The organism is Vibrio sp. SNU_ST1 (genome assembly GCF_030563405.1).
Taxonomy (GTDB): domain Bacteria; phylum Pseudomonadota; class Gammaproteobacteria; order Enterobacterales; family Vibrionaceae; genus Vibrio.
Genome location: NZ_CP130748.1, coordinates 2,528,283 through 2,550,094, shown reverse-complemented (window position 1 = coordinate 2,550,094; position 21,812 = coordinate 2,528,283). Strand labels below are relative to the sequence as shown.

The window sequence follows — 21,812 nt, the reverse complement described above, 5'->3', positions numbered from 1 at the left end:
TGCCCTTTTTACGCTTTAGATCAGCAAAGGGCGACTATGTCTTTCCAACAAGAAGTGAGCAAACGTAGAACGTTTGCAATTATCTCTCACCCGGATGCGGGTAAAACCACGATTACTGAAAAAGTTCTTTTATTCGGAAACGCGATTCAAAAAGCGGGTACCGTAAAAGGCCGTGGCTCTAACCAGCACGCTAAATCTGACTGGATGGAGATGGAAAAAGAACGTGGTATCTCGGTAACTACGTCGGTAATGCAATTCCCATACAACGATTGCCTAGTAAACTTACTCGATACTCCAGGACACGAAGATTTCTCGGAAGATACGTACCGTACGTTAACAGCGGTTGACTCTTGTTTGATGGTTATCGATGCTGCGAAAGGTGTCGAGGATCGTACTCGTAAATTGATGGAAGTAACGCGTCTACGTGATACACCAATCGTAACGTTTATGAACAAACTTGACCGTGATGTTCGTGACCCAATGGAAGTGCTAGATGAAGTGGAAAGCGAGCTAGGTATGGCTTGTGCTCCAATCTCTTGGCCTATCGGTTGTGGTAAAGAGTTTAAAGGCGTTTACCACATTCACCGTGATGAAACGATCTTGTATGAATCTGGTCACGGCCATGAGATCCAAGAAGTTCGTATCATCAAAGGTCTAGATAACCCTGAACTAGACGAAGCTGTTGGCGAAGATCTTGCGAGCAGCGTTCGTGAAGAGCTCGAATTGGTTATCGGCGCATGTCCTGAGTTTGATCTCGAACTGTTCCTTGCGGGTGAACTAACGCCGGTTTACTTCGGTACTGCATTAGGTAACTTTGGTGTTGACCACATGCTTGACGGCCTAACTCGATGGGCTCCAGCACCTCAAACGCGTCAAGCGAATGAGCGTGATGTTGAAGCTACTGAAGAGAAGTTCTCTGGTTTCGTCTTTAAGATCCAAGCAAACATGGATCCAAAACACCGTGACCGTATCGCATTCATGCGTATCGTATCGGGTACTTACGACCAAGGTATGAAGATGAACCATGTTCGTACTGGTAAGAACGTCAGTATCTCAGATGCAGTAACCTTCATGGCGGGTGACCGTGCTCGTGCTGAAAAAGCATACGCGGGTGACATCATTGGTCTGCATAACCACGGCACAATTCAGATTGGCGATACCTTTACACAAGGCGAAAGCTTGAAGTTTGCTGGTATTCCTAACTTCGCACCTGAGTTATTCCGTCGTATCCGTCTGCGTGATCCACTGAAGCAGAAGCAACTTCTAAAAGGCTTAGTTCAGCTTTCAGAAGAGGGCGCAGTACAAGTATTCCGTCCTTTGCAAAATAATGATTTGATCGTTGGTGCAGTTGGTGTACTTCAGTTTGATGTGGTTGTAGCGCGCTTAAAAGCGGAATACAACGTTGAAGCGATTTACGAAGGTGTAAACGTTGCTACAGCTCGTTGGGTTGAATGTGATGACGCTAAGAAATTAGAAGAATTCAAACGTAAGAGTCAAGCTAACCTAGCGTTAGATGGTGGTGATAACCTGTCTTACATTGCACCGACTATGGTGAATTTGAACCTAGCTTCTGAACGTTTCCCAGAAGTTCAATTCCGAGCGACGCGCGAGCACTAATTACTCTGCGCTCTATTAGAGTTAAACAAAAACGTCTATTGTTCTGCAATAGACGTTTTTTTATACGTGTTATTTGAGGATGGAGACTGAGATTTGAGCATGAGTATGTTCGGTTGGATAAAAGCTTGTATTAATAGATACGATAAGTGGTGTGAAGAGCTTGGCTTAACGCCTGAAAACAAGCGCAGCTGTGTTGCGTATCGTCGCGAACCTCAAGGAAAACAAACAGAGAGCAGGGAAGATGACATCGAAAATAAGTGACTTTCCGCTGTTTGATACTCATTGCCACGCGGATTTTGAGGCGTTTGAGCAAAATATTGTCGTTGATCAGGGAACTACACTTGATCAAAGTATTGATGGCTACCTTAAAGAAGCCCAACAGGCACAAGTTGAGAAGTTTCTCATTCCTTCTATCGGTCAAAATAACTGGCATAAGCTTGAGAAAATTGCGGAATCCCACCCAAATGTTTACTACGCGTTAGGTTTCCACCCTTACTTTTTGGAGCAAGCTAGTGACGAGCAATTCTCAGAGCTTCGTCAATTACTCTCATTAAAAAACAGCCAATGCGTTGCGATAGGAGAGTGTGGTCTCGACTTTTTTGTCGATGTTGTTCAGGAGAAACAAGAGCGTTTTTTCATCCAACAAATAGAGCTAGCTAAGGCGTTTAAGCTGCCTTTAATCATCCATGAAAGGAAGTCCTTTAATCGACTTATTGAACTAATAAAGCAGCATAAATTTACTTTAGGTGGCGTGATTCATGGATTTTCAGGGAGCGAACAGCAGGCTTTAGCGTGGATCAAGCTTGGTTTCTATATTGGTGTCGGTGGAACGATTACTTACCCAAGAGCACAAAAAACACGCACCACTATCTCAAAACTGCCTCTTGAGTGCTTGGTATTAGAAACGGATGCCCCGGATATGCCCATGCATGGAAAACAAGGAAATGTTAATCATTCCAAGTATTTAGTGGTGATTTTAAATGAACTATTTTTGCTTAGAAAAGAACCGAAGCAATCGGTTGCAGCGCAAATTTGGCAAAATAGCCATCGAGCATTCGGTATATGTGAATAAAATCGAAGGTTTTTGTTTATCGTTTGCGTAAATTGCACTTGGCTTGTGATTTGGCTCACATTTGCGTGTGAATGGTACATGAATCTTCTACGAAAGTGTGAGGACTGCATTACTTTATTAGTGGTCGCATGAGTATAATTGCCTCCGCTTTATAGCCCCATTTTGTAACACGCCAATAAATAACTAATAAGGAAGTCATAAACTATGAGCCTGTTTATGAGCCTAGTCGGTATGGTCGTACTGATTGCAATCGCAGTACTACTATCTGACAACCGCAAAGCTATTAACATAAGAACAGTGGGTGGCGCTTTCGCTATCCAATTCGCACTTGGTGCATTCGTACTTTACATCCCTTGGGGTCGTGATCTACTTGCAGGTTTCTCTGCTGGTGTAGCAAACGTGATCGACTACGGTAAAGACGGTACTGGTTTCCTATTCGGCAGCCTAGTTAACTTCTCAGTTGACGGTATCGGTTTCATCTTTGCTTTCCAAGTACTACCAACTCTGATTTTCTTCTCTGCACTTATCTCTGTACTTTACTACATTGGTGTAATGCAAATTGTAATCAAAGTTCTAGGTGGTGGTCTTCAGAAAGCTCTAGGTACTTCTCGCGCCGAGTCAATGTCTGCAGCAGCAAACATCTTCGTTGGTCAAACAGAAGCACCTCTAGTTGTTCGTCCATTTGTTCCTAAAATGACTAACTCTGAACTATTCGCAGTAATGTGTGGTGGTTTGGCTTCTGTAGCTGGTGGTGTACTAGCAGGTTACGCATCTATGGGTGTACCTCTAGAATACCTAGTTGCAGCGTCATTCATGGCAGCACCTGGTGGTCTACTGTTCGCTAAAATCATCAAGCCTGAAACAGATACGCCAGACGATAACATCGCTGACGATATGGACGGTGGCGATGACAAACCAGCTAACGTTATCGATGCAGCAGCAGGTGGCGCATCAGTTGGTCTACAACTAGCTCTTAACGTTGGTGCAATGCTACTAGCATTCATCGGTCTTATTGCCCTAATCAACGGTATCCTAGGTGGCATCGGTGGTTGGTTCGGTATGGAAAACCTAACTCTAGAACTTCTTCTAGGTTGGATCTTCGCACCGCTAGCATTCATCATTGGTGTGCCATGGGAAGAAGCAACTATTGCTGGTTCTTTCATTGGTCAGAAGACAGTTGTTAACGAATTCGTTGCATACCTAAACTTCGTACCATACATCGGTGACAACGCTCAAATCGTTGAAGCGACTGGTCAAGTAATGTCTGTTAAGACTCAAGCAATTATCTCGTTCGCTCTATGTGGTTTCGCAAACCTTTCTTCAATTGCGATTCTTCTAGGTGGTCTAGGTGGTATTGCACCAAGCCGTCGCCACGACATCGCTCGTATGGGTGTTAAAGCGGTTATTGCTGGTACTCTATCTAACCTGATGGCAGCAACAATTGCTGGCTTCTTCCTATCTTTCTAATTCATTAGAAATCGAGATATAGACGCCATAATAATATCGCCCCGTAGCAAGAAATTGCTACGGGGCTTTTTTAGTTTTTAGGCCTAGTGATTTTTTAGCATGAGCATGTGCTTGGATTCAATGTAGGGTCTAGAATGTTTTTTTGAGATACAAACCGTTTGCGTTCTAAGGAGCACTACAATTTATTGATGGATACCTATAATGTATTAGCTAAAGGGATAGGATGTCTCTGTTGGCAAGAAAATAACATTGAGATTAACTCGAACGTTATTCTTCTGGGATTAAGCCAAACTTAGCAATACGCTATATTAGCAATACACTATAAATGTTAGACACAACATGACTGATTTGTTGTGCCATAGACCAAACTGGTACTGTGCGGTGACAAGGATTGCAATTGATAGTGAAAGTTATCAAGTCTTCAGGGAACCAAGTCCGTTCATTTGTGACTACTGAGCATGACTAAAATATCTATCTATACTGGATGGATGGCGAAGTAGTTAACTATTTGAATATATTGATCGGAGATAGAAATGAGCGATTTAAAAGCAGCAGCTCTACGTGCACTTAAACTTATGGACCTAACTACGCTAAATGACGACGATACTACTGAAAAAGTAGTGGCACTTTGTCATGACGCGAAGACTGCAGTTGGCAACACCGCTGCAATCTGTATTTACCCTCGCTTCATCCCAGCAGCTAAAAAGGCGTTGCGTGAGCAAGGTACTCCAGAAGTACGCATCGCGACTGTAACTAACTTCCCTCATGGTAATGACGACATCGAAATTGCTGTTGCTGAAACAAAAGCAGCGGTAGCGTACGGCGCAGACGAAGTTGACGTAGTATTCCCATACCGTGCTCTTATTGCTGGCAACGAAGAAGTGGGTTTTGAGCTAGTTAAACAGTGTAAAGCCGCTTGTGGAGACATCACGCTTAAAGTGATCATCGAAACAGGTGAACTTAAAGAAGAAGCACTGATCAAGAAAGCTTCTCAAATCTGTATCGAAGCAGGTGCAGACTTCATCAAAACTTCAACAGGTAAAGTGCCAGTAAACGCGACTCCAGAGTTCGCGCGCATGATGCTTGAGGTTATTCGTGACATGGGCGTTGCTAAAACAGTTGGTTTCAAACCTGCTGGTGGCGTACGTACTGCTGAAGATGCAGCACTTTACCTAGCAATGGCTGATGAGCTACTAGGCGCTGAGTGGGCAGACAACATGCACTACCGTTTTGGCGCTTCAAGCCTACTAACTAACCTTCTTAATACATTAGAAGTGACAGACCAAACTGCTGATCCAGCAGCGTACTAATTTACTCGTCATATTTGACGCCGCAGCGTTGTTGACTGCGTAAGTTCATCTTAATCACATAGAGCCTCTATGCTCATAGGAATGAACTTCGATTTTCTTTCAAGAGAATAGTCGCCTAGCTGCAACGCCAAATATTTAGAGTATTGATAATAACAAGTCTGTTTGATGGAGTGGCGTTAAGTCACTCCATATTACCTCTTTCCCTACAAACCATACTCACTAGAGTTTGGGAGGCACTAATGTATTTACCTCAAGAAATTATTCGCAGAAAACGTGATGGTGAAGTCCTAACGACTGAAGAAATTAACTTCTTCATTCAAGGCGTGGCTAAAAATACGGTTTCTGAAGGTCAAATTGCAGCATTCGCAATGGCTATCTTTTTTAATGAAATGACGATGCCAGAACGTATCGCACTGACGTGTGCAATGCGTGATTCAGGCATGGTGATTGACTGGAGCCACATGAACTTTGATGGCCCAATCGTTGATAAACACTCTACTGGTGGTGTTGGTGACGTAACTTCTCTAATGCTTGGCCCTATGGTGGCAGCATGTGGTGGTTTCGTTCCAATGATCTCTGGTCGTGGTTTAGGCCACACTGGCGGTACGCTAGACAAACTTGAATCTATCCCTGGTTACAATATTACCCCAACCAACGATGTATTTGGTGCTGTAACCAAAGAAGCTGGCGTAGCGATCATCGGCCAAACTGGCGATTTAGCACCGGCTGATAAGCGTGTTTACTCAACTCGTGATATCACGGCAACAGTCGACAACATCTCGTTGATCACAGCTTCAATTCTGTCTAAGAAATTGGCTGCTGGTCTTGATTCTTTAGTGATGGACGTAAAAGTAGGTTCAGGCGCATTCATGCCGACTTACGAAGCGTCTGAAGAGTTAGCAAAATCTATCGTTGCAGTAGCAAACGGCGCGGGTACTAAAACTACGGCAATCCTAACGGACATGAACCAAGTTCTGGCTTCTTCAGCGGGTAACGCAGTAGAAGTACGTGAAGCGGTTCAATTTCTAACCGGCGAATATCGTAACCCTCGTTTGCTAGAAATTACGATGGCATCGTGTGCTGAAATGCTGGTTCTGGGTAACCTTGCAAAAGATTCAGACGAAGCGCGTGAAAAACTGATGGCAGTACTGGATAACGGTAAAGCAGCAGAGTGCTTCGGTAAAATGGTAGCGGGCCTTGGTGGTCCAACTGATTTCGTAACGAACTACGATAACTACCTAGAAAAAGCAGAAATTGTTAAACCAGTGTACGCGCTAGAAAGCGGTGTAGTATCAGCAATGGATACGCGTGCAATTGGTATGGCTGTAGTTGGTATGGGCGGTGGTCGCCGCGTAGCAACAGACAGCATTGATTACGCAGTCGGTTTTGATAGCTTCATTCGCCTTGGTGAAGTAGCAAGTGATGATAAGCCATTAGCAATGATTCATGCTCGCAATGAACAACAGTGGCAAGAAGCTGCAAAAGCATTACAAAATGCAATCACTGTGGGCGGAGAATATACAGCAACGCCAGATGTTTACCGTCAGATTCGTTCTGAAGACGTGTAAATAATAGATATCGGTATACCTCGTGTATACCGAGAAACAGAGTTCTGGTGCAAAGAGCAATAAGTTGGTGAAGAAAATGAAAAGAGCATTTATTTTAGTTTTAGATTCATTCGGTATCGGCGAAACAGCAGATGCGGACACATTCGGTGATGTAGGTTCAGACACAATGGGTCACATTGCTGACCATTGTGATCAAGGCCTTGCAGACAATGCGGATCGTAAAGGTCCACTAACGCTGCCAAACCTGTCTAAGCTAGGTTTAGCTATGGCTCACAAAGAGTCTACAGGTCGCTTTGCTCCTGGTATGGATGCAGACGCTGAGATCATTGGCGCTTACGGTCACGCTGCTGAGCTGTCTTCTGGTAAAGACACGCCATCAGGTCACTGGGAAATCGCAGGTGTACCGGTACTGTTTGACTGGGGCTACTTCACCGACAAACAGAACAGCTTTCCAAAAGAACTGACTGACCGCATTCTTGAGCGTGCTGGTCTATCTGACTTCTTAGGTAACTGCCACTCATCGGGCACTGAAATCCTAGATAACCTAGGTGAAGAACACATGAAGACTGGCTTGCCAATCTTCTACACTTCTGCAGACTCTGTTTTCCAGATCGCTTGTCATGAAGAGACATTCGGCCTACAAAACCTATTAGACCTTTGTCAGATCGCTCGTGAAGAGCTAGCTGACTACAATATTGGTCGTGTTATCGCTCGTCCGTTTATTGGTGCTGGTAAAGGTCAGTTTGAGCGTACAGGTAACCGTCGTGATCTTTCTGTTGAGCCACCAGCGGCGACTATTCTCCAGAAGCTGGTTGATGAGAAGGGCGGTAACGTTCACTCAATCGGTAAGATCTCTGATATTTACGCAGGTTGTGGCATCAGTCAGAAAACCAAAGCAACAGGTATTCCTGCGCTATTTGAAGCAACCAAAGAAGCGATCAATGAAGCGGGCGATAACACTATCGTGTTCACTAACTTCGTTGATTTCGACTCAGCTTACGGCCACCGCCGTGATGTTGCAGGTTACGCAGCTGCGCTTGAGTACTTCGATGGCCGTATCAATGAAATCATCGATATGATGAAAGAAGATGACGTGCTTATCCTAACAGCAGACCACGGTTGTGACCCAACATGGCCGGGTTCAGACCATACTCGTGAACATATCCCAGTGATTGTTTACGGTAACAAGGTTCCTGCTGGCTCTCTAGGCCGTCGTGATACCTTCGCTGATATCGGTCAAAGCTTAGCGTCATACTTTGGTACATCGCCAATGGGTTACGGTACAAGCTTTTTATAATAGTTAGCTAGAGAGAGGGAAACCTCTCTCTTCTTTTTTGTTTTGAGATTAAGGATATTTTCAATGGCTACTCCACATATTAATGCTGAAATGGGTGATTTCGCTGACGTTGTTCTAATGCCAGGCGATCCGCTACGTGCTAAATACATTGCTGAAACCTTCTTAGAAGAGGTGGTTCAGGTGTGTGATGTTCGTAACATGTTTGGTTACACGGGGACTTACAAAGGTCGTAAGGTGTCAGTAATGGGACATGGTATGGGCATCCCATCTTGTTCTATTTACGCGACGGAACTGATCAAAGACTTTGGTGTGAAAAAGATCATTCGTGTCGGCAGTTGTGGTGCAGTAAGCGAAGATATCAAAGTGCGCGATGTGGTTATCGGCATGGGGGCGTGTACCGACTCAAAAGTGAATCGTATTCGCTTTAAAGGGCATGACTTCGCGGCTATTGCGGATTACAAAATGGTGCGTGCTGCTGAAGATGCAGCAAAAGCGCGTGGTGTAGACGTAAAGGTTGGCAACCTATTCTCGGCTGAGTTGTTCTACACACCAGATCCTGAAATGTTCGAAGTCATGGACAAGTACGGCATTGTCGGCGTAGAGATGGAAGCGGCGGGTATCTATGGTGTGTGTGCTGAATACGGCGCAAAAGCTCTGACTATTTGTACTGTTTCTGATCACATCAAAACTGGTGAGCAAACAACATCAGATGAACGTCAAACGACTTTCAACGACATGATGGTTATCGCACTAGACTCTGTGCTCCTTGGTGACCAAGACTAATTATTTTTCTATAGCTTGATAAGCTAACAGATAACAAAAAGCCCCTTAGCTGCCTGAGCTTCGGGGCTTTTTCTTGGATGTCTTAAAGTAAGCCGTTAAGAGCTTACATTTTTAAGCAGCCAGTTCTCTCCGGACTTAGCCTTTCTTTTACGAATAAGCATGATGAACAACACGCCACTGACAAACCCCATTAAGACCATACCGATCATGTAGCGATCGCTCTTACGGTAGTGATGATCAGAAATAGCTGTCATTTTGCCTGTCTCAAAAGTCACGCGGATAAAGCCAATGATCGTACTCTCTGGAGAGTAAATAGGTTCAACGAGTTGCTGCCTGCCGATACTTGCCGTTGAAAGAGGTGTGTCTAAGCCAAGAACCTCGCGTACCGAGAGTGCTTTTTCACTCGAGGCCAGTCGGATCCCTTCTGCATCGTAGATGGTGGTATCAAATACCAATCGATCCTGAGACAGTTGGTTAGTGAGCTCTAGCAGGCGCTCTTGGTCTTGCTGAATGATCATCTTACTGGCTGAAAGTGATGCCTGTGAGATCAGTAGTTTGGTCAGCGTTTCCAACTGTTTTGCTTGGATCTTCTCATTACCTTTACTGATCACTACTGTGTTTTTAATTGTTACCACGAACATAGCAGCCAACAGAATTAGGGCTAGTACTCGTAAAGCGTTACGTATTGAGAACAATGATTCATTCATGTTTCACGAAGCCTGAAATAAACAAATGTTATGATTAAGACATATTGAGACTTGCGTTTTCAAATTGCAATAGGTTAACGTTTAGCATAGTTAATTAGGAATCATACACATGGACGCTCAGAAATATCTGCCGATTAAAAGGCATACGACATTATTAACCCGACTCCCCGAGACACGTTTCGCTTCTCAACTCGCTAAATCTAAAGCCAATTGGATTGTGTTCGGTGAGTACCTATCTCCACAATCATTCGATGACATCGACTTTTTCACTGGTACCTACAACACCATCCTCGATACGTGGAAGGTGGGACATTATGAAGTGGCACTGATGTCAGGGAACTTAACCCCTGCACACGAAGAAATTTTACAAGCACTGAAGCTTGATTATGCTTGCCTTAGCGAGGTCCCAGACTTATCTAAGCCAGGTTTGATCGTGATGGATATGGACTCCACAGCAATTCAAATTGAATGCATTGATGAGATAGCAAAGCTCGCAGGAGTAGGAGAGTTAGTTTCTGAAATCACAGAGCGTGCGATGCAAGGCGAGATCGACTTTGAACAGAGCCTGCGTCAACGCGTTGGGGCACTTAAAGGTGCTGATGAAGCTATCTTAGAACAGGTTCGTCAGTCACTGCCATTCATGCCAGACTTGGTTGAGCTGGTGAATACTCTGAATAAGCTTGGTTGGAAAACGGCGATTGCTTCTGGTGGCTTCACATACTTCTCTGATTACTTAAAAGATACGCTTGAACTTGACCATGCACAGGCAAATATTCTCGAAATCGTTAACGGAAAACTGACAGGTGAAGTATTAGGCGATGTTGTTTCCGCACAGAGCAAAGCGGATATCTTGGTAGAACTTGCTGAAGAGTATGAACTGGAACTGCATAACACCGTTGCCGTGGGTGATGGTGCCAATGACTTAGTTATGATGGGGTCTGCCGGTTTAGGGATTGCTTACCATGCAAAACCGAAAGTTGAACAACAAGCTCAAACTGCTGTACGTTATGCTGGCTTAGGTGGGGTGCTTTGTATCTTGTCAGGTGTATTAGCTAAGCAGCAAAAAATCAGCTGGCAAGCTAAACCTTAGGTTTCCTATCTAAGTGCTATTAGTGATTTAGCGTAATGTAATACCAATCGTAGTAAATAACTGGTCATCCTAGCTGGTTAAAACGCTCAATAACTGCGTTAGAAATTTTGAATGTAGAATAACTACTTATCGAAACTTCTTATCGACAAGAGCTGCCTTGTTCTCAAGCCTTTTTCCTACGCTATTTATGAGCACTTACTGTGATTGGTATAACGGAGAGACAAAAAAAGCAGGTGATGAGCCTGCTTTTTCTATTTTTAAATCCGATAAATCTACAAACCGATAAGTTGATCTGGTTATTTAGTGCGAGAGTTCCAATCGAATCAATACTTCATCGGTAATGTCTTCTATCTCACCATAACCAATAAAAGCGGTGACCTCACTCTCTAACTTCTTCGCTTGGTGCATACTGATGCGCGAAAGCTCGGCTAAGTCTGATTGGAACAAGCTGGTTAATGGATTAAAGATAGGTGCGGTAGTGACTCGAAGTACATACACATCACCCAGGTCTTGCGCGTTCTTGATGAACGAAATACGTTCTTTCGTAGATGCAAAGTCTTTAACCAACTTAGTATGCACAGATTGAATCTTGTTACCAAACTTTATCGCTGCAATGTATACGTCATGATGTTTTGGCTCTGCACCTTCAATTCTTTTCAGTGGCTCAGCTAATAGTGAATTAGAGTGACCTTTAAAAATAGGTTCGAGTGAGAACTTTTGGTTGTGCCCAAGTTTAGCGAGTAACGCTAGGTGCTTGTTCAGCGGGAAGTTCACACCAATGAGCTTACAACGCAACGTTGAGCCCGGCTTATCAATGAAGATTGGATTACTGACCATTTTGTTAAGCAAAACAGTGTGCAGAGATTTAAGCAGTGAATCGGTGGGCAGTATTTCTTGCTTCTTATTTAGCTTACTTTGGTTCTGATCGATAAGCCCATTGAGGAAGGCGATGGTACGCATTGTTTTTGCATTCTCGGTTATAACCAATTGAACGTTGCAACCGTTCGGGCTTACACGAATTACATGGTAAGGCACTGTGCTTAATGGCAAGTTTTTATCATAGAGTTGCAGTTCATTGAAGTTCACCACAACCGGATCATCAATTTTGAGTACCATTGGGTGTTCAAGGGTAATGCTTAGGCCACGTTTTGATATGTCTACAGTGTGTCCGTTTATTGTTGGGCTATCTTGTGATGTGAGTTGAATTGGCGATTTAAAGCTATATCTCGGTTCTTTACGACGACTTTGGGAATCAAAGTAGATACTTTGAATGTTCCCCACCACCGTTCGCGGATGACGAAAGCGATTAAGGTCACTGCTTGGAATGCGTGGTTTTTCACTTAATAGATAATCGGCTGCACTTTCGTGATCACCGATCTCTTGCAAGATACCGCAATGAGTCAGTTGCGCTGAGCTTTGAGCAAGCGTATCTGAATGCTCAGCTAAGGCTTGTCGCTCAGAGTCGGATAATTCGAAAACCGAGAATTTGAACGCCTTCCAACTTTTACGTTTACCGCCGATGTGCCAGAACAGTTGCCTCTCTTCACGAGAAGCTTCAGGCAGCATCATCGAGTAGAACAAGGTCTTATTTTTATGTTCATGGGTAAAAGAGTAGATAACGTTACTGGTTCCCTTCACTCCAGGCTTAGCGAGTAAGTTCATACGTTGTTCGTTGAACAAAGTGCCCAGAGCCTGTTGGTTACGCTCATCATGCCAGTATTGCCATTGGGGATGATTGTTATCCGTAAGTAGGGCGAGCTTCAACTCACTACCACTGAAGAATAGAGGGAGATTACAGGTGTACTTTAGATAGGTGTGTTCAATACCGCGAGTTCGCGTTCGAATGAGCCTATCTTGATTCTCATGGCTGGTTTTCTTGCTGACACTATTTAGAGATTCATCGAGTAAACGAGCCACACTCGTTGTATCGCTGATTCTCATGCATCTTAAAAATTTGACTGCATTGTTCTCGTAGGATTCATCAATACCCAGAATACGAAATTTAACCGCCTCATTAACATCGGGTTCTAGTGACTTCTCAACAAGCTCAGTGAATTTAACACTGATGATTTCCCCTAGGTTGTATTTAAACGCTCTTGGTACCTTGAACTTTGCACCTGACGGAGAAATATCAACCGTCACACCATATAGGCTTTGTCCTTTAGGTGTGGTGATTTCAACCTGTGAGCTAATTTTGAGCCTATTTTCTTTACGTTTTAAATCGTAACCGAGGTTAATGGCTTCTGCTTCATAGGGGCTATCAGCGTTAGTGATATCGTGGTCATCTTGAGAGGATGTCTTAACAATATTACGAAGAGGTTGAATGCGAGGTGTCATTACTAACTCCCACACGCCCTCGGTATAACCTTTAAATTTTTTAGTACCACGTTGATACGCGTTCAAAGCTATGTCATCAAGCCAATGTTTACGCTCGTCTAGCGTGAATTGATGACATTCATTATCAATACGCCCGCGTAAATCAATGCTCTTTGTGCACGGAGCCATGATACGATTCAGTTCCATTTTAACGAGCAGTTTTAGAGACGGAGATTCGCCTTCTGTCATTTGAGAAAGAAGGAATTCGAAATCTTCGGCATGGTAGGCCGGAATAAGTCGTTCTGCTACAGATAGAATTTCAGATTGCTGCATACTTTTCTTGTTAGAATGGATGGTGCGTTATTGTTATCGACGAGTTGTATTTGATCTTTAGGTATTCGTGGCCCTACTGCAACTTTTATTTTCACCTGTACGGTCAACGGGGTCACAAAATAGCAACATTTACCCGTTACCAAGCAAATTATTGAGGTTTTATGGCTAAGGCAAAGCGAGCTTATGTGTGTAATGACTGTGGTGCTGACTTTCCACGTTGGCAAGGGCAGTGCAATGCATGTGGTGCTTGGAACACGATTACAGAAGTTAGGTTAGCCGCTTCACCTCAGGTCGCGCGTAATGAACGACTAAGTGGTTACGCTGGTGGTGCAACTGAATCTTCGGTTCAAACGCTATCGGAAATCGACTTGCAAGAGGTCCCGCGCTTTAGTAGTGGCTTCAAAGAGCTTGATCGTGTACTTGGTGGCGGTGTTGTACCTGGCGCTGCGATTCTTATTGGTGGTAACCCTGGTGCTGGTAAGTCAACGCTGTTATTACAGACTATGTGTCAGCTTTCTTCCCAGTTACCGACACTTTATGTCACTGGCGAAGAATCTCTTCAACAAGTTGCGATGCGAGCTTCTCGATTAGGGTTACCGAAAGAGCATCTCAAAATGCTCTCTGAAACCAACGTAGATAAGATCTGTCAGGTTGCCGAAAGAGAGCAGCCAAAGATCATGGTTATCGACTCCATCCAAGTTATGCACGTTGCTGATGTTCAATCTTCACCGGGCAGTGTTGCTCAGGTTCGTGAATCGGCAACCGCATTAACGCGCTATGCAAAACAGAATAACGTTGCAGTGTTCTTAGTTGGACACGTAACTAAAGACGGTACCTTAGCCGGGCCAAAAGTACTTGAGCACATTATTGACTGTTCTGTTCTATTGGATGGCGGAACCGATAGCCGCTTTAGAACACTGCGCAGCCACAAAAACCGTTTTGGTGCGGTCAATGAGCTTGGCGTGTTTGCCATGACAGGCCAAGGACTAAAAGAAGTCAGCAACCCATCGGCGATCTTCTTGTCTCGTGGTGAAGAAGAAACTTCGGGCAGTTCGGTGATGGTTGTGTGGGAAGGTACTCGTCCGTTGCTTGTTGAAATTCAAGCGCTGGTGGATTATTCCCAGCTGGCTAACCCGCGTCGTGTCGCTGTTGGTCTCGAACAAAATCGACTGTCATTGTTACTAGCCGTGCTGCATAAACACGGCGGCTTACAAATGGCTGACCAAGATGTGTTTGTGAATGTCGTTGGTGGTGTTAAAGTAACCGAAACCAGTGCTGATCTTGCATTGGTAATGGCATTACTTTCGAGTTTCAGAGACCGCGCATTGCCAAAAGATGTGGTGGTTTTTGGCGAAGTAGGCCTTGCTGGTGAGATTCGACCTGTACCGAGTGGTCAAGAGCGCTTAAATGAGGCGTTTAAACACGGCTTCAAGAGAGCCATTGTACCAGCGGCTAACATGCCTAAAGGTGGCATTCCAGGAATGCAGATCCACGGCGTGAAAAAATTATCGGAAGCAATTAATGCTTTTGATGAGTTGTAATTGAGCTCACTTCAGCTACTCTATACAGCAGAAATTCAGTCTAACTTAAACGCTATTTTCGCTTTAAGTTAGCACTAAACTTAACAATCATTTAGATTGTTTCTTCAGATTGCCTTTTTCTATATGTTAGAAAAAGGCAAAGTTTTTTAGTCCCAAATGCATGCAAAGCTATCAGTCCTCACAGATTGTGATATACTCTGCGCGCATTTTATATCCTATTAACAGAGTAAGACAATGGCAGATTTATCGAAATACAGAAACATTGGTATTTTCGCGCACGTTGATGCGGGTAAAACAACTACCACTGAGCGTATCCTTAAGCTAACTGGTCAGATCCACAAGACTGGTGAAGTACATGATGGCGAATCAACTACTGACTTCATGGAACAGGAAGCTGAGCGCGGAATTACTATCCAATCAGCAGCTGTAAGCTGTTTCTGGAACGGTCACCGTCTAAACGTTATCGATACTCCTGGACACGTTGACTTCACAGTTGAAGTATACCGTTCTCTTAAAGTACTTGATGGCGGTATCGGTGTATTCTGTGGTTCTGGTGGTGTTGAACCACAATCAGAAACTAACTGGCGCTACGCTAACGAATCAGAAGTATCTCGTCTGATCTTCGTTAACAAACTAGACCGTATGGGTGCAGATTTCTACAACGTTGTTGACCAAGTTAAAAACGTTCTAGGTGCAACACCTCTAGTTATGGTTCTACCAATCGGCCGCGAAGATGAATTCGTGGGTGTTGTAGACCTTCTAAGCCGTAAAGCATACGTTTGGGATGACACTGGTCTTCCTGAAAACTACGAAATCACTGATGTTCCTGCGGACATGGTTGATGACGTTGAGCAATACCGTGAAGAGCTAATCGAAACTGCTGTAGAGCAAGACGATGACCTAATGGAAGCTTACATGGAAGGTGAAGAGCCTTCTATCGAAGACATCAAACGTTGTATCCGTAAAGGTACTCGTGATATCGCATTCTTCCCTACGTTCTGTGGTTCTGCGTTCAAGAACAAAGGCATGCAAGTTATCCTTGATGCTGTAGTAGATTACCTACCTTCTCCAACTGAAGTTGATCCTCAACCTCTAATGGATGAGAACGGTGAAGAAACAGGCGAACACGCTATCGTTTCTACTGAAGAAACTTTCAAAGCGCTTGCATTCAAAATCATGGATGACCGTTTCGGTGCTCTAACTTTCGTTCGTATTTACTCTGGTAAATTGAACAAAGGTGACACGATCCTTAACTCATTCACAGGTAAAACTGAGCGTGTTGGTCGTATGGTTGAGATGCAAGCTGATGACCGTAACGAACTAACTAGCGCACAAGCTGGTGACATCATTGCGATCGTTGGTATGAAGAACGTTCAAACTGGTCACACTCTATGTGATCCTAAAGACCAAGTAACGCTTGAGCCAATGGTTTTCCCAACTCCAGTAATCTCTATCGCTGTATCTCCAAAAGATAAAGGCGGTTCTGAGAAAATGGGTATCGCGATCGGTAAAATGGTTGCAGAAGATCCATCTTTCCAAGTTGAGACTGACGAAGAAACTGGCGAAACTATCCTGAAAGGTATGGGTGAGCTTCACCTAGACATCAAGGTAGATATCCTTAAGCGTACATACGGCGTTGACCTAACAGTTGGTGCTCCTCAAGTTGCTTACCGTGAAACTATCACTCAAGCAATTGAAGATAGCTACACGCATAAGAAACAGTCTGGTGGTTCTGGTCAATTCGGTAAGATCGATTACCGTATCAAACCAGGTGAAGCTGGTTCTGGTTTCTCATTCAAGTCTTCTGTTGTGGGCGGTAACGTTCCTAAAGAATTCTGGCCTGCAGTTGAGAAAGGTTTTGCTAGCATGATGGAAAACGGCGTACTAGCTGGCTTCCCTACGCTAGACGTTGAAGTTGAACTTTACGATGGTGGTTTCCACGCAGTCGATTCATCTGCAATCGCATTTGAAATCGCAGCGAAAGGTGCATTCCGTCAATCTATGCCTAAAGCTGGCGCGCAACTTCTTGAGCCTATCATGAACGTTGACGTGTTCACTCCAGAAGATCACGTTGGTGATGTTATCGGTGACCTTAACCGTCGTCGTGGCATGATCAAAGATCAACAAGCTGGTGTTACTGGTGTTCGTATTAAAGCTGACGTACCTCTTTCTGAGATGTTCGGCTACATCGGTCACCTACGTACTATCACTTCTGGTCGTGGCCAATTCTCTATGGAATTCGCACAATACTCACCATGTCCAACTAACGTTGCTGACGAAGTGATTGCAAAAGTTAAAGCAGAAAAAGAAGCTGGTAAGTAATTAGCCCTTTTTTAAATTAGCTAAAAAAGCCCCGCAAGTGAAAGCTTGCGGGGCTTTTTATTGTTTGTAATATACTGCGAGGTGCGAGGTGCGAGGTGCGAGGTGCGAGGTGCGAGGTGCGAGGTGTGATGTGGCCCCTAAAAAGTAGACTCAGGGGTTGTCCCGTATTGAATCAACACGGGACTGATAAAGCAGGCAGAGACTAACGCTTTAAGTCGATGTAAATCTGCTCTACCTTGGTGCGTGCCCAATCTGTTTTACGCAAAAATTTTAAGCTTGATTTAATACTCGGGTCTTTTTTAAAGCAGTTGATGTTCACCATGTAACTCAACTCTTCCCAACCATAATGTTCAACCAATTCAGTCAGTAGCTTCTGTAGAGTGATACCGTGAAGTGGATTATTGTCTTGTGTCATGAGATGTTCTCGCCATTTATTTGAGCTAAGTATACCAGTTTCGCTTTATGAATTATCAGACCATTTAAGCTGGTAATCTGTCTCGATAATAGTTAGTTCTTCTCGACCTCTATTCCCAAACAACTGAACCTGATTTTGCATCCAAGCCTCAAAACGCTTTATCTTTTCTCGATGAAAGTAGCCCGCAGGGGCACATAAGAAGTAATTGTATTTAGGCTTGAGTGCTAAGTTACCGATTCTAACGAGTTTCTTTTCCTGCAAATACCGATAGACCAAACTGTGCTTCACAAGAGCAACGCCTTGTACGGATAATGCACCTTCTAAAACAAAATGCGAGCCATCAAATTGCAGTGATGAGCGTCCTGCCTTCGCACCTACAATGTCTAGCCATAGATTCCAATCCATATCTGGCCATCGGTCTTCAATTAGCTCTGCTTTGTGTAGATCGTCGATGTCATAAATACCATGCTTCTCTTGGTAGATAGGGTGGCAGACAGGGTAAACCACTTCGTCCATTAACCAACGTGATTCAATGTTTGGATAATTACCATGACCATATCGAACGCAGATATCGACATTAGAATCTTCAAACGTCACCAGTTTGTTGGTCGGTTCAATCAACATGGATAGATCGGGGTGACGATCACGAAAGTCGCCAATTCTAGGTACCAACCAATGTTGGGCAAATGATGGCACGGTTGAAATAGACAGTTGAGTAGGATTTGGGTCTTGGTTAATTCGCCTCACACCATCTTGAATGTGGGCAAAGCCTTTCTTAGCTTGCAGGTAAAGTACTTCACCTTCATGAGTGAGTACTATTTTTCGGTGCTGACGAATAAACAAGTCTGCACCTAACCACTCTTCAAGTTGGCGAATTTGTTGGCTGACGGCAGCTGCCGTGACAAATAGCTTTTCAGCCGCGAGTTTAAAACTGCCTGTTTCAGCCGCAGTATAAAAATAGTAGATCCCTTGGAAAGGTGGGATTCGTTCTCTCACATTAGTTTTCCTTAACCGAATGTCAGTATCTATCGTTTGTCGATATTTATCTGTTGGTCGATTATTGACCATGAAAAGGCTAAAAATCAACAGGAGATAGACTATGAACACGATAACAGCGACATCAAGGGCTAACCAATCATTCTTATCATCGTTATCAATTAAGGAATTCTATTCTAACTTTGAGCGTTATCTTCAGAATCGTAGAACCAGAAAGCAGCTGTCTGAGTTACCAGAATATTTGTTGAGAGATGTCGGGATTACACAGGAACAAGTTGATAAGGAACTGAAGAAATCGTTTTGGGAGTGAGTGGAGTGTGTTAGGTGAGGAAGTGACTGACCTAAGGTTGAGCGCTTTGGTGCTAAAAAAGGAGCCGTAATGGCTCCCTCTCAATTTTGATTACTCTTCCCAAACCACCAATTTATCTTTCGGCCAGTTATGACCGATTTCATGGTATTTCTGCTCAAGGATATGTCGCTTTATCTTGAGAGTTGGGGTAAGTACACCGTTGTCGATGCTCCACGGTTCCTTGATCATCAGTACGCCTTTGATCTTTTCATGCGAGGCTAACTGTTGGTTCATTTTTTCAATGACGCGTTTACTTGTTCTTTCGTAACGAGCCCTATCAAAATTAGGGAAGTCATGCGGAACCACAAGTAGGATAGGACCAGGTAAGCCTAAGCCGATCAAACACATCATTTCTACGCGGCTATATTCAAACAGTTTGTTTTCGATTGGCACTGGAGCCACAAACTTACCTTTCGCAGTTTTAAAGGTGTCTTTCTTACGCCCGCGGATCGTTAGGTAGCCCTCGCTGTCGATATCACCAATATCACCAGTATGAAGCCATCCTTCAGAGTTAAAAGACTCTTGGGTGGCTATGTCATTTTTGTAATAACCAGAGAACATACCTTTACTTCGAACCAAAATTTCTTCATCTTCTGCAATTTTGAGTTCGATGCCCGGGCCAGCATTACCCACAGTACCAATTTTGTCGGCTCTAAACGGGTGATTAATCGTGCTGTAAGCGAAAGACTCTGTCATTCCCCAAGCCTCGGTAATGTGTAGGCCAACACTCTCATACCATGCGAGTAGAGCCGGTGATACCGGAGCTGAACCACATCCCAAAACGCGGGCTTGATCTAACCCTAGGCCATCAGCCAGTTTCTTCTTAATGATGTTGTTGATAAACGGAATCTTAAGTAAGAAGTTCAGTTTCTTCTGCGGAAGCTTATCTTGGATTCGTTGCTGGAACAGAGTCCATAAACGAGGAACTGAAATAAATAGAGTAGGGCGATGCATTTTCACATCATCAATAAAGGTATCTAAAGACTCCGGGAAAGCTGTGACTATACCGCCCATTACCGATGAGCCAAAGATGTAAACGCGTTCTGTAATATGGGCAAGCGGTAGATAAGAGAACAAGCGATCGCCGGGTTGGATACCAATATGATCGTTCAACCGTTGAACTGACCACGTAAAGGCGCCGTATGTGAGCATCGCGCCTTTTGGTAGCCCTGATGTACCCGAAGTATAAACAAGCGACATTACTTTATCATCGTGATGCTGAGGACGCTTGGTCGAGGGTTCATGGGTATCGATGAGTTGTTCGAAAGTATGTTGGCACTTCGCTGCGCTATCGTAGGGAAGTGAGATACTCATCAAGTTTGGATTATCGTCCAGTACTTTTTGAGTGGCCTTAGGATCGTCGAGCTTACCCGCAATCACAATTTTACTTTCACTGTGTTCAATACAGTACTGTATGGTATCGGCACCCGCTGTTGGAAAGATTGGGACGCTGACAAAATCTCCTAACATCATGGCAAGATCGCAGATAAACCATTCTGCACAGTTTTTCGATACGAGAGCGACTCGATCACCGGGTCGGGCTCCGAGTCCTTCTAATGCTGACGCCAGTTTCAGTGCTTTGTCGGCTACTTCTTTATAAGTAAACTCAACAAATTGGCGGTTAATAATTTGCTTTAAGTAGACTTCATCTGGGCGTTCTTCTGCCCACTTTAAAATCATGTCATTGGGTGTAGGGAGAGCTGTTGCTTGTTCTTGGCTAAACTCGTTAGGCTGAATCATTGTCTAACTCCATGTTTTTCGCTAAGTTATTTTTGTTAAAATCATGTTAAATGTACCATGGTTTTTTCTTTTAGGGAGTAAAATTAGCGTTTATGTTCTTTGTTTTCCGTTATCTGTGCAGGCTCGCCTGTAACTTGCAGGCGTTACTCCAGTCCGTTTCTTAAAAATTCTCGAGAAATATGACACATCCTTGTATCCACATTGATAGGAAATGACAGCAATTTTTGATTCGGTATCTGCTTCGATTAACTTTTTGGCAAGTAGAATGCGTTTATCGCACACGAAGTCTCTAAAGCTTACTCCAAAGTGTAGATGAAACTTCTTAGAAAAATAGGTGGTTGAACAGTGACATTTCTCGGCGATCTCTGTCTCTCTGATTTCTTTGTTGATGTTGTCCATCACAAAGTTAACGACTTCGGATGTGAAGGCTTTTACAGGCAGCTGGTTGTTGTTGTTTGTGTCTCTGTCGATATCGAAGTGAGACTCGAACATATGCTGTGTCTTAGCCTTAAGCTCTTCGAATTGACTGGTCAGATGATTACTGTTTGTTTCTATGATGAAAAATATATTCTTATGATTTCGAACGATATTAGGTAACGGGTCAGAGCAAATAATAACAATTCTTTTGTTTAAATTTTCGCAAATAGATAAAGCCATGGTAAGTAGTTGGATTTTATCCGGGGTATTCAAAATGAAAAATACCAGTCTGACGTCTAAGTTACTGATTATAGATATGTCTTGTTTGAAATTTTCAATAGAGAAGTAGTGACTAATTTTATTGATAATAACAGAGTTGAAATCACTATCTCTATCCGATAATAACGGGGTTAAAATTTTCATATAGATACCAGATTAATTTCATATTCGTTTTCAGTCTAAAAGTAACCGA

The 21,812-nt window shown here is 43.6% G+C and carries 18 protein-coding genes; 12 read left to right on the top strand and 6 right to left on the bottom strand.

Annotated elements, in window-relative coordinates; genetic code table 11:
* The first annotated feature begins 36 nt into the window (after positions 1-36).
* The 8 genes from prfC (at position 37) to deoD (ending at position 9,114) form a co-directional block, all read left to right on the top strand.
* Positions 37-1,617, top strand: coding sequence for a peptide chain release factor 3 (gene prfC, locus Q5H80_RS11135; RefSeq protein WP_304564790.1), 1,581 nt, complete (start codon positions 37-39; stop codon positions 1,615-1,617).
* 93 nt (positions 1,618-1,710) lie between these two features.
* The gene (locus tag Q5H80_RS11130) at positions 1,711-1,878 is read left to right on the top strand and encodes a hypothetical protein (protein WP_304569425.1); all 168 of its coding nucleotides are present in this window, start codon (positions 1,711-1,713) and stop codon (positions 1,876-1,878) included.
* Positions 1,859-2,689, top strand: coding sequence for a TatD family hydrolase (locus Q5H80_RS11125; RefSeq protein ID WP_304564789.1), 831 nt, complete (start codon positions 1,859-1,861; stop codon positions 2,687-2,689). Before Q5H80_RS11130 ends, Q5H80_RS11125 begins: the two co-directional genes overlap by 20 nt.
* A 204-nt stretch (positions 2,690-2,893) precedes the next feature.
* Positions 2,894-4,156 carry a NupC/NupG family nucleoside CNT transporter gene (locus Q5H80_RS11120; RefSeq protein WP_304564788.1) on the top strand — a complete coding sequence of 421 codons (1,263 nt, stop codon included), beginning with the start codon at positions 2,894-2,896 and terminating at the stop codon, positions 4,154-4,156.
* Positions 4,157-4,689: 533 nt separating this feature from the next.
* Positions 4,690-5,466 carry a deoxyribose-phosphate aldolase gene (gene deoC, locus Q5H80_RS11115; protein WP_048605645.1) on the top strand — a complete coding sequence of 259 codons (777 nt, stop codon included), beginning with the start codon at positions 4,690-4,692 and terminating at the stop codon, positions 5,464-5,466.
* Positions 5,467-5,705: 239 nt separating this feature from the next.
* Positions 5,706-7,034, top strand: a complete 1,329-nt coding sequence (deoA, locus tag Q5H80_RS11110) for a thymidine phosphorylase (protein WP_304564787.1) — start codon at positions 5,706-5,708, stop codon at positions 7,032-7,034.
* A 76-nt stretch (positions 7,035-7,110) separates the two neighbouring features.
* Positions 7,111-8,331: a phosphopentomutase gene (locus Q5H80_RS11105; protein WP_304564786.1), complete on the top strand. Its 1,221-nt coding sequence runs from the start codon at positions 7,111-7,113 to the stop codon at positions 8,329-8,331.
* Between the two features lie 63 nt (positions 8,332-8,394).
* The gene (deoD, locus tag Q5H80_RS11100) at positions 8,395-9,114 is read left to right on the top strand and encodes a purine-nucleoside phosphorylase (protein ID WP_009847519.1); all 720 of its coding nucleotides are present in this window, start codon (positions 8,395-8,397) and stop codon (positions 9,112-9,114) included.
* A 95-nt stretch (positions 9,115-9,209) separates the two neighbouring features.
* On the opposite strand, the gene Q5H80_RS11095 is transcribed toward deoD, so the two are convergent.
* Positions 9,210-9,821 carry a YtjB family periplasmic protein gene (locus Q5H80_RS11095; RefSeq protein WP_304564785.1) on the bottom strand — a complete coding sequence of 204 codons (612 nt, stop codon included), beginning with the start codon at positions 9,819-9,821 and terminating at the stop codon, positions 9,210-9,212.
* Positions 9,822-9,930: 109 nt separating this feature from the next.
* On the opposite strand from Q5H80_RS11095, the gene serB reads away from it, so the two are divergent.
* The gene (gene serB, locus Q5H80_RS11090) at positions 9,931-10,911 is read left to right on the top strand and encodes a phosphoserine phosphatase (protein ID WP_304564784.1); all 981 of its coding nucleotides are present in this window, start codon (positions 9,931-9,933) and stop codon (positions 10,909-10,911) included.
* Between the two features lie 300 nt (positions 10,912-11,211).
* Here the strand turns inward: serB and Q5H80_RS11085 are convergent, their stop codons facing one another.
* Positions 11,212-13,560: a PilZ domain-containing protein gene (locus Q5H80_RS11085; protein ID WP_304564783.1), complete on the bottom strand. Its 2,349-nt coding sequence runs from the start codon at positions 13,558-13,560 to the stop codon at positions 11,212-11,214.
* Between the two features lie 161 nt (positions 13,561-13,721).
* On the opposite strand from Q5H80_RS11085, the gene radA reads away from it, so the two are divergent.
* Both radA and fusA read left to right on the top strand, forming a co-directional pair.
* Positions 13,722-15,101: a DNA repair protein RadA gene (gene radA, locus Q5H80_RS11080; protein WP_009847515.1), complete on the top strand. Its 1,380-nt coding sequence runs from the start codon at positions 13,722-13,724 to the stop codon at positions 15,099-15,101.
* Positions 15,102-15,335: 234 nt separating this feature from the next.
* Positions 15,336-17,423 (top strand): elongation factor G, encoded by a 2,088-nt coding sequence (gene fusA / locus Q5H80_RS11075; RefSeq protein ID WP_304564782.1) that lies wholly within the window; start codon positions 15,336-15,338, stop codon positions 17,421-17,423.
* Between the two features lie 202 nt (positions 17,424-17,625).
* Here fusA and Q5H80_RS11070 read toward each other — a convergent pair whose 3' ends face one another.
* On the bottom strand, positions 17,626-17,838 hold the full coding sequence (locus Q5H80_RS11070) for a VF530 family DNA-binding protein (RefSeq protein WP_012604684.1): 213 nt from the start codon (positions 17,836-17,838) through the stop codon (positions 17,626-17,628).
* A 45-nt stretch (positions 17,839-17,883) separates the two neighbouring features.
* Positions 17,884-18,834 (bottom strand): LysR substrate-binding domain-containing protein, encoded by a 951-nt coding sequence (locus Q5H80_RS11065; protein ID WP_304564781.1) that lies wholly within the window; start codon positions 18,832-18,834, stop codon positions 17,884-17,886.
* A gap of 103 nt (positions 18,835-18,937) precedes the next feature.
* Between Q5H80_RS11065 and Q5H80_RS11060 the strand changes: the two genes are divergently transcribed.
* On the top strand, positions 18,938-19,144 hold the full coding sequence (locus Q5H80_RS11060) for a DUF1127 domain-containing protein (RefSeq protein ID WP_304564780.1): 207 nt from the start codon (positions 18,938-18,940) through the stop codon (positions 19,142-19,144).
* Positions 19,145-19,234: 90 nt separating this feature from the next.
* Here the strand turns inward: Q5H80_RS11060 and Q5H80_RS11055 are convergent, their stop codons facing one another.
* Complete coding sequence (locus tag Q5H80_RS11055) at positions 19,235-20,923, bottom strand: AMP-binding protein (protein WP_304564779.1); 1,689 nt, start codon at positions 20,921-20,923, stop codon at positions 19,235-19,237.
* Positions 20,924-21,013: 90 nt separating this feature from the next.
* Positions 21,014-21,763 (bottom strand): AraC family transcriptional regulator, encoded by a 750-nt coding sequence (locus Q5H80_RS11050; RefSeq protein WP_304564778.1) that lies wholly within the window; start codon positions 21,761-21,763, stop codon positions 21,014-21,016.
* Positions 21,764-21,812 lie beyond the last annotated feature (49 nt).

Excerpts from the sequence above, each read along its gene's own strand:
- prfC (WP_304564790.1), top strand. The coding sequence starts at position 37 with ATGTCTTTCCAACAAGAAGTGAGCAAACGTAGAACGTTTGCAATTATC.
- Q5H80_RS11055 (WP_304564779.1), bottom strand. The coding sequence starts at position 20,923 with ATGATTCAGCCTAACGAGTTTAGCCAAGAACAAGCAACAGCTCTCCCT.
- fusA (WP_304564782.1), top strand. The coding sequence starts at position 15,336 with ATGGCAGATTTATCGAAATACAGAAACATTGGTATTTTCGCGCACGTT.
- deoC (WP_048605645.1), top strand. The coding sequence starts at position 4,690 with ATGAGCGATTTAAAAGCAGCAGCTCTACGTGCACTTAAACTTATGGAC.
- Q5H80_RS11070 (WP_012604684.1), bottom strand. The coding sequence starts at position 17,838 with ATGACACAAGACAATAATCCACTTCACGGTATCACTCTACAGAAGCTA.
- Q5H80_RS11085 (WP_304564783.1), bottom strand. The coding sequence starts at position 13,560 with ATGCAGCAATCTGAAATTCTATCTGTAGCAGAACGACTTATTCCGGCC.
- Q5H80_RS11050 (WP_304564778.1), bottom strand. The coding sequence starts at position 21,763 with ATGAAAATTTTAACCCCGTTATTATCGGATAGAGATAGTGATTTCAAC.
- deoD (WP_009847519.1), top strand. The coding sequence starts at position 8,395 with ATGGCTACTCCACATATTAATGCTGAAATGGGTGATTTCGCTGACGTT.
- Q5H80_RS11060 (WP_304564780.1), top strand. The coding sequence starts at position 18,938 with ATGAACACGATAACAGCGACATCAAGGGCTAACCAATCATTCTTATCA.
- Q5H80_RS11105 (WP_304564786.1), top strand. The coding sequence starts at position 7,111 with ATGAAAAGAGCATTTATTTTAGTTTTAGATTCATTCGGTATCGGCGAA.
- Q5H80_RS11120 (WP_304564788.1), top strand. The coding sequence starts at position 2,894 with ATGAGCCTGTTTATGAGCCTAGTCGGTATGGTCGTACTGATTGCAATC.
- radA (WP_009847515.1), top strand. The coding sequence starts at position 13,722 with ATGGCTAAGGCAAAGCGAGCTTATGTGTGTAATGACTGTGGTGCTGAC.
- Q5H80_RS11125 (WP_304564789.1), top strand. The coding sequence starts at position 1,859 with ATGACATCGAAAATAAGTGACTTTCCGCTGTTTGATACTCATTGCCAC.
- serB (WP_304564784.1), top strand. The coding sequence starts at position 9,931 with ATGGACGCTCAGAAATATCTGCCGATTAAAAGGCATACGACATTATTA.
- Q5H80_RS11095 (WP_304564785.1), bottom strand. The coding sequence starts at position 9,821 with ATGAATGAATCATTGTTCTCAATACGTAACGCTTTACGAGTACTAGCC.
- deoA (WP_304564787.1), top strand. The coding sequence starts at position 5,706 with ATGTATTTACCTCAAGAAATTATTCGCAGAAAACGTGATGGTGAAGTC.